The organism is Vibrio sp. 378, from assembly GCF_033339435.1.
This window is the reverse complement of sequence record NZ_JAWOUO010000635.1, coordinates 1-661: the sequence shown is the minus strand read 5'-3', so window position 1 is coordinate 661 and position 661 is coordinate 1. Positions and strand designations below refer to the sequence as shown.

The 661-nt window shown below is 39.9% G+C and carries 1 protein-coding gene; it reads left to right on the top strand.

Annotated elements, in window-relative coordinates:
- Window positions 1-286: 286 nt before the first annotated feature.
- Window positions 287-661 (top strand): DNA-directed RNA polymerase subunit beta (locus R7Q48_RS27985; protein WP_318133561.1); only part of this gene is annotated, 375 nt, incomplete at its 3' end.

Sequence of the window (661 nt, the reverse complement as noted above, 5' to 3'; positions counted from 1 at the left end):
CTACATTGAAGGATTAACTGAGTTTGACGTCGAACAGGTAACGACGGGACAAATCCCACTCGACACTCAGTCATAATTGCATGCTCTATGATCTCAAAGCCCAGTACCTGTTGCCGGGCTTTTTTTGTTATGTTTACTCACCAATATTATTTATTACAAAGACTTAATCACGAAAGCTTAATGTTTGTGCTTCGTGTTTAGCTTATTTCAATTCATCTTGTTCACCGCACAATTGCACAGCGTTTTATTTATTCGTATTATGTTTTCTTTTTGCTTGCACACATCTATGAATAAAACACAACTCATTAGCTGTTTGTTGGGACTTGGACTTTCTGCAAATCTCCTCGCTCAAGAATCTGAAAACATCGCTCAATACTTACAAGAACAAAGTCAACAACATTCACTAGAAGATCATTATGCTTCATCTGTTCCAGATGAACTCAACTTGGACGCGCAACGCTCAGAACTCAAATGGCGAGAGGAAGGCAAGCCAGATCATTGTTACCACACAAAAAATAACGCCGAGGTCACAACAGACTTTGACTACGGTGAGGCCAACGATCTTTCGGATGGCTTACATCATATTGATTTACCGCCTGTGCATACACGTAATAACAAATCATCTCATCGTGTTTACGCAAACAATCCTCACTTACTGCCT